Origin of the sequence: Flavobacterium sp. UBA4854, assembly GCF_002399805.1 — a bacterium.
GTDB classification, from domain to species: Bacteria; Bacteroidota; Bacteroidia; order Flavobacteriales; family Flavobacteriaceae; genus Flavobacterium; species Flavobacterium ginsengisoli.
Genome location: NZ_DHEI01000086.1, coordinates 1 through 7,099 on the forward strand (window position 1 = coordinate 1; position 7,099 = coordinate 7,099).

Below are 7,099 nucleotides of genomic sequence, written 5' to 3' on the forward strand. Positions count from 1 at the left end.
GATTTTCCTGGAACAGTACCATGCTCAACTGTGACATACCAATAAAATTTTCCGTTTCTTTCTATTACCTGAGAAGCCCATGCATCGCTTTTTGCCCATTTAAAATCAGTCACTTTCAACGGAACTGGATGCGATTCCCATTTTTTCATATCAGAAGAAGAATACACCAACCATTCATTCATTTTATAAAAATTAAAATCATTTGGTGCTTCATCATGGCCTGCATACAAATACACTTTGTCTTTGTAAACCAATGCTGCAGGATCTCCAGTATATTTATCTGTAATAATAGGATTATTGAATTTTACCGATTGTGCAGTTCCTACAATCGATAAAAACAAAATGGACAGGCTTGTAAATAGGTTTTTCATTGTTACTTTATTTTTTTGCCACAGATTTCACAGATTACATGGATTTATTTTTAAAATCTAAGTCTGTTTTTTTTGCCACTAATTGCACCTATTTTCACGAATTAAAATTTGTGGAAATTCGTGAAATTTGTGGCTATTTTGCTTTACACAGATTTTTTTAATCTTTTTTAATCTGCGAAATCTGTGGCTCTATTTTAATTTATTTTTTTACCCCAAACAGATATTCCTGCACTATTGATTCCGGTATAGGTTAAAGTCACTTTTCTGGTTGCCGATTCCCAATCCCAAGCGTCAACTACATTGCATTTCACTCCGTTTATGGTTGCTATTTTTTTTGCAGGATCATAAGACCAAGTTCCCGTTATATCACCGCTTACTTTTTTATCGGCCGTTAAAAAAATCGTCACTGCTTTCTGCATGGTTTTGTATTGGTAATTTAGCGTAATCTGTTCCCAAGTTCCGACTAGATTCCCTTCTGCAAAAGTGGTTGTTGGCACTCCTGCGTAACGTTCTGGTTCTATTACAGGCCAGCCATCTTCTGTCCATTGAATTCCGTGCACGTGTCCCATCATTACTGCATTTGAAACGGCAATTCCGGCAACTCCTTCTGGCAAACGTGCTTGTGAAGCATAAAACCATTGTTTAGTGTCTGGGTTTTGAAAAACAGCGCAATGCGAAAATCCAACCCAGCCCGTATGATTTTTAAATTGATATGGATGTGTTATCAAAGGATAACATTCTGCTCCGTTTGTTATACTCATTCCTGTATTGGTCACATAAGGCCCAAGAATATTTTTGGAACGTGCCACACGTGTATTATACGCAACCGATAATTCGTCATAAGCTAAGAACAAATAATAATATTGAGTCTCTGGATTATAGATAATTTCTGGCCCTTCGAGCGCCTGCCAACGGTTTGTATTTACATTTCCGCGACCTGCAATTCTAACTCCGTAATCGTCGATTGTTTTTAATTTATCTGGTTTTCCTGTTGTCGGATTTAATTTTAAAGCTGCAATTCCAGAATGCCAAGAACCGTAAATTAGATATTGTTCGCCTTCTGGAGTTTCAATAAAACTCGGATCTATGGCGTTGAATTTAAAATAAGCATCCCAATCGTTTCCTCCGTTTCTAACATAACTTTTTACACCGTCCGGTTCTGAGCAGACTACCATTCCTTTATCGACCCAATTATTAGAAGCTAAATCTGTTGTTTCAGCCAAACCAATAAAAGCACGTTCTGACCAAGAAGTATTGGTATCTGTTCCTGTAATTGGATTTGTTACTACAATGCTATAATACATTCTGAAAACATTCCCTACTTTTCGAACACATGGCGCCCAAAATCCGTAATTTGGATTTTCTATTGGAGGAAGTGCCGGACTCATTCTCGCTCTTTTGTTATTTAAAGAATCTTTTACCCAAGCTGGAGCCTGAAGCATTGAAGGCCCCATAAATTCCCAACTGATTAAATCTTTGGATCTTCTGTAGAAAAAATGTCCTTTGCCATCATGTGCATTTCCGTAAGAAGCATCTGTTTGATACATATAATAATATTCTCCTGATTTCTCCACTGATGGATCGTGTACATTTGCCAGATTCCATTGTGATCTATTTGCCCAACTTGCAAAAGCAGTATAATTGTCAGCATAAGTTGGTCCGTTAAACGTTGGTGTCACCACAGGAGGCGTCACCACAGGATCTGGATCTGGTGTTTTTACCGCTGGATCGTCTTTGGAACAACTTGTAATTAAAATCGTTGCAACAAAAAATCCGACGAACGAAATGGTTTTTAAAATGAAGTTTTCTTTTTTCATTTGCCTCTATTTTATTTTCCTTCTAAAACAACTACTGAGAAAGGAGGAATAGTGATTTCAAGTTTTCCTTTTTTGTTTTCGAAACCTTTAAAAGCTGTCGGAACAATTTTATTTGGATTTTCGAATGAATTGTAATCTTGTAATTTAGCCGATGTTATAACCGTTCCTGTGAAGTTTTTCACACCTAAATCTTTTACATCAATTTCGATTTTGTTTTTGTTTTTTGCGTCTACGTTAACTAGTGAAATGTGAACCGCTCCGCTTTTATCTTTTGATGCTGATGCTGAAACTGCTGGAAGTTTTTCTCCATTAAAAGTGTATGATGGCGATTCGAAACTTACTGGCAATAATTTTGCATCTTGGTGCACGCTGTACATTTTCATTACATGGTATGTTGGCGTTACAATCATTTTAGCTTTATCAGTAAGAATTACGGCTTGTAAAACGTTAACACATTGTGCTAAGTTTGCCATACGAACACGGTCTGAATGGTTGTTGAAAATGTTAAGAGTTGCACCAGCTAAAACCGCATCACGCATAGTATTTTGCTGATATAAAAACCCTGGATTTGTTCCTTTTTCAACTTCATACCAGCCTCCCCATTCGTCAACAATCATGGCTACTTTTTTCTCAGGATCGTATTTGTCCATAATAGCAGAATGTTTCGTAACCAATTCTTCCATTTTTAGAGCTGACTGCATCGTTTTGAAATAACCTTCTTCAGTAAAATTTCTGTCATCTCCTTTTTTACCCCAATCAATTACAGCATAATGGTGAACTCCAACTCCGCCTAACATATTTAGCGGAATTCCTTTCATTAAAACTTCTGTCCAATTGTAATCTGCACTGTTTGATCCTGAAGCAATTCTTGTAATTCCTCCCGTATTTTCCCAGTCAGACATGAAAGTTGCATATTTTCTGTATTCTCCTGCATAGTATTCTGCAGTCATATTTCCGCCACATCCCCAAGCTTCATTTCCAATTCCCCAGTATTTTACTTTCCAAGGTTCTTTTCTTCCGTTTTTAGCACGTAAATCACTCATTGGACTTTTACCGCTGAAGTTTGTGTACTGAACCCAATCTGCCAATTCTTGAACAGTTCCGCTTCCTACGTTTCCAGATAAATACGGTTCTGCTCCTAAAAGTTCGCACATATTCAAGAAATCGTGTGTTCCGAAACTATTATCTTCGGTTACTCCGCCCCACCATTTGTTTACAATAGTTGGTCTTTGCTCTTGTGGTCCAATTCCGTCTTTCCAATGATATGTATCCGCAAAACAGCCTCCCGGCCATCTTAAGTTTGGAATTTTTAAATCTTTTAAAGCCTTAATAATATCATTTCTTACTCCGTTTGTATTTGGAATTTTTGAAGTGTCTCCCACAAAAAATCCTCCGTAAATACAACGGCCTAAATGTTCTGCAAAATGACCGTAGATATTTTTGTCAATTGTAGGTGCATCAGCAGAATTTTTAATGGTAATTGTCGTCTGCGCGAAATTCAGCTGACTACAAAACGAAATAAGAAATGAGATTAAAAGTGCTTTTTTCATAATGTTTTTTATTGTAGAGGAAAGCCCGAAGACTTTCCTCTGAATTTTAGTTTTTTTAATAAGAAAGTGTTGGCCATCCAGATGACCAAGTAAAATATACGATTTCGAGTTTTGGGTTTCCGCTGTCAGCTCCGTCATAATAATGAACAGATCCTTTCTGCGTTCCTGTGATTCTAGACAAATGTCCTGGCCCAATATAATTTCCTTGCGTAGCTAAAACGGTTGTACCTCCGCCATTGGTTAATGCCACTCCATTTTTATCAACAAAAGGTCCAAACGGACTTGTAGAACGTCCTACTACAATATAATAAGTGCTGTTTACACCATTACAGCAAGTACCTCGGTTTACAAACATATAATAATAGCTTCCTTCTTTAATTAAACAAGGAGCTTCCCAAGATGCGCTGTTTCCTCCAGCGACAATCGTTCTGCTTCCAGTTGTTTTTCCTGTTGAAGGATTAATTTGGATAACTCCAATGCCTGCATGCCACGAACCGTAAGCCATATAGACATTGCTTCCATCAACCAAAATAGAAGGATCTATTGCATTCACGTCTGATGCTGATGACGAAGAAACGACTACACCTCTATCTGTCCATGTTGTTCCTGCGCTCTGCGAAATAGCTGGCGTTGTAACCAATCCGATTGCTGATGTCGCCGAACCAAATGTTGAGCATGAATAATACATATTCCATCTGTTATTAAACCAAGCAACATCTGGTGCCCAGAACGTTTTAACGAATCCTGGAACATATCCTGTAATCCAACTTGGAGTTGATGAAAACACTGATGTTCCCCATGTCCAGCTGGTTAAATTTGTTGAATAAGTCATTGGAATATTATCTCCTGTAGTAAAAACATAATAATTAACACCGCTTTTTACAATCGTACTTGGATCGTGCGATGGCACATTTCCGCTGACTGTCTTTGCTGTTGAATTGGTAACCTGTGAATCCTGAGCATTTACAACTGCTGTTGTTCCTTCTTGTGTTGGGACAATCTCTTCATTTTGACAACTCCCAAATAATATCGCTAATAAAACCAAACTTGTAATTGTTTTCATTGTTCTAATTTTAGTTACTGTTAAAAATTAATTTTCTTGTATTCCAAATTCTAAGGCATAATATCATGTGAAGAATCCACACCTTCACATGATATTAGGTATTTAACTAACTCAAAATATTTTTAGTCTCAGTTTTCAGTTAGAGTATACAGTGAGACTATGACCGAGAACTGAGACTGTAAAACTTAATAACTATCGTTTTGGATTGTTCCCGGATTGTTATCCATTTCTAATTGTGGAATTGGGAAATATTCTCTTCCTGCTGTATACGAATTAAACTCAGCATCTCTCGATTTTAACCAAGCTAATTTAGTTGGATCCTGAAGCCATCCCCAACGACGAATATCGTCAAAACGGTGTCCTTCAAGAGGAAATTCTAAGAATCTTTCGTGGCCAATTTGTTCTCTCATCTGTGCTTGAGACATTCCTGGTTTTGCAGTTTCCAGATCAGGAAGATTTACTCTATCTCTCACCATTTGAATGTATCTATAAGCTCCTGGTGTATCTCCTGTTTCATTTAAGCATTCTGCATACATTAAAAGAATATCTGCATATCTTAATAAACGTTCATTAATTCCTGAACGCCAATCATTTTCATCAGCAAATTGTCCGTCAGAGTTTTGATATTTTCTACAGAATATATCGTTTAAATCGGCTGGACTTGAAGCATAAAATGTGGCAAAATCTTTTCCATACAATTGCATTCCGCCTGGTTTGTTATAGAAAATTGTGGCATCCAAACGAGGATCATCTTCTCCTGTTTTTGTTTTTTCTTCCTTAAATTCATTAAATAATGCCCAAGTTGGTTGCACATCTGTAAATCCGAAAACACGTGGTGCATATGTAATTGCTCTTGCAGTCGTTTTTCCCCATCCAGACTGAGGAGCTCCTCCCCATCCTAAATCAACTCCTCCTGCATCTCTGCTAAATTGAACTTCAAAAAGAGATTCTGAATTGTTTTCGTTTACAGTTGTAAAATTATCTCGATAGTTACTTACTAAAGAATAAACTCCTAAATCTATTACTTGCTTAAAAGTAGTTTTTGCATTAGAAAAATCTTTAGTAAACAAATACGCTTTTCCTAAATATCCTAAAGCAGCACCTTTTGTAGCACGTCCTTTTTGTCCTGCATCTAGTCCTGATATACCATTATAAGAGTTTGGAAGCAATTCTGCTGCAGCTTTAAAGTCTGATATAACTTGTGCCCAACCTTCTTCTTGTGTTTTTTGAGGATAATAAACCGCCAATTCTGTTGGAAGAGGTACATTTTTAAACATGTTTACGGCATGAAAAAAGAACAATCCTCTTAAGAAATAAGCTTGTCCTATAATTCTATTTTTTAAAGCTTCGTCTTCAAAATCAATTCCTGGTACGTTTGTCAATACTTGATTCGCACGGTAAATACCTTGGTAATAGGTTTCATAAGCCCATCCATAAATAGCTGCATCTGCAACATTTGAATTGAAATGTCCAACGTTATACATTGATGGCCAAGGGCTATTTGTACGTGAATCATCTCCTTTTACATCTAACAATAATGGTGTACTTCTCATGTAAGTACCATCTGTTAATAAACTTCCGTAAGCAGCATTTACACCTTGTAATGCGTCTTCATCTGTTTTCCAAAAATTATCGACTGCATCATTATTTGGATCTAATTGAGTCAAATCTTCGTTATCAACACAGCTTGTGGTTACCATAGCTAGTGAAAGGAAAACGGTTATATAGCTAAAAATTTTAGATTTCATTTTAATACGTTTTAATGGTTAGACCTGATTAGAAGCTCACTTCTACTCCTAAAGAAATTGTTCTTGGATTTGGAAAAGATCCTGCATCATATCCTCTTGAAAGCAATCCGTCGCTATTAAAGTCTGGATCATATCCTTTGTATTTCGAAATAATCAACAGGTTTTGACCATTTAGGTAAACCTTAGCTTTTTCAATAAATTTATCTTTGATTGGAATATTATACCCGATTTCCATTGTTTGCAGTTTCACATAATCACCACTTTCAATAAATCTGTTTGAATCTCTGCTATTTCCGTTTGGATCTCCAATAACTGGAGCAGGAATATTTGTATTGGTATTAGTTGGTGTCCAGTAATTTAATTCGTCTGTATGATGGTTTGTATATTGTCCGATCATTAAATTTCGGTACATAGCATTAAATACTTTATTACCACCTGCTCCTTGCCAAAACATTGAGAAATCAAAGTTTGAATAACTTGCACTAAAATTAAGTCCGAAACCATATTTAGGAATTGTTACCCCTTGAAAAGTTCTATCTGCATCTGTTAT

5 protein-coding genes and 1 pseudogene are annotated in these 7,099 nt (G+C 36.5%); all 6 read right to left on the bottom strand.

Annotation, left to right across the window (positions count from 1 at the left end; all coding sequences use genetic code 11):
* On the bottom strand, nucleotides 1–371 hold a 371-nt coding region (locus B3J44_RS12545), incomplete at its 3' end, for a family 43 glycosylhydrolase (RefSeq protein WP_286968718.1).
* Between the two features lie 194 nt (nucleotides 372–565).
* Nucleotides 566–2,188, bottom strand: coding sequence for an arabinan endo-1,5-alpha-L-arabinosidase (locus B3J44_RS12550; RefSeq protein ID WP_286968719.1), 1,623 nt, complete (start codon nucleotides 2,186–2,188; stop codon nucleotides 566–568).
* A gap of 11 nt (nucleotides 2,189–2,199) precedes the next feature.
* The gene (locus B3J44_RS12555) at nucleotides 2,200–3,738 is read right to left on the bottom strand and encodes an alpha-N-arabinofuranosidase (protein WP_198854975.1); all 1,539 of its coding nucleotides are present in this window, start codon (nucleotides 3,736–3,738) and stop codon (nucleotides 2,200–2,202) included.
* Between the two features lie 55 nt (nucleotides 3,739–3,793).
* The gene (locus tag B3J44_RS12560; RefSeq protein ID WP_198854976.1) at nucleotides 3,794–4,801 is read right to left on the bottom strand and encodes an arabinan endo-1,5-alpha-L-arabinosidase; all 1,008 of its coding nucleotides are present in this window, start codon (nucleotides 4,799–4,801) and stop codon (nucleotides 3,794–3,796) included.
* 185 nt (nucleotides 4,802–4,986) lie between these two features.
* Nucleotides 4,987–6,549, bottom strand: a complete 1,563-nt coding sequence (locus B3J44_RS12565; protein WP_286968720.1) for a RagB/SusD family nutrient uptake outer membrane protein — start codon at nucleotides 6,547–6,549, stop codon at nucleotides 4,987–4,989.
* A 28-nt stretch (nucleotides 6,550–6,577) separates the two neighbouring features.
* A pseudogene (locus B3J44_RS12570) lies at nucleotides 6,578–7,099 on the bottom strand (TonB-dependent receptor); the annotation flags it as partial.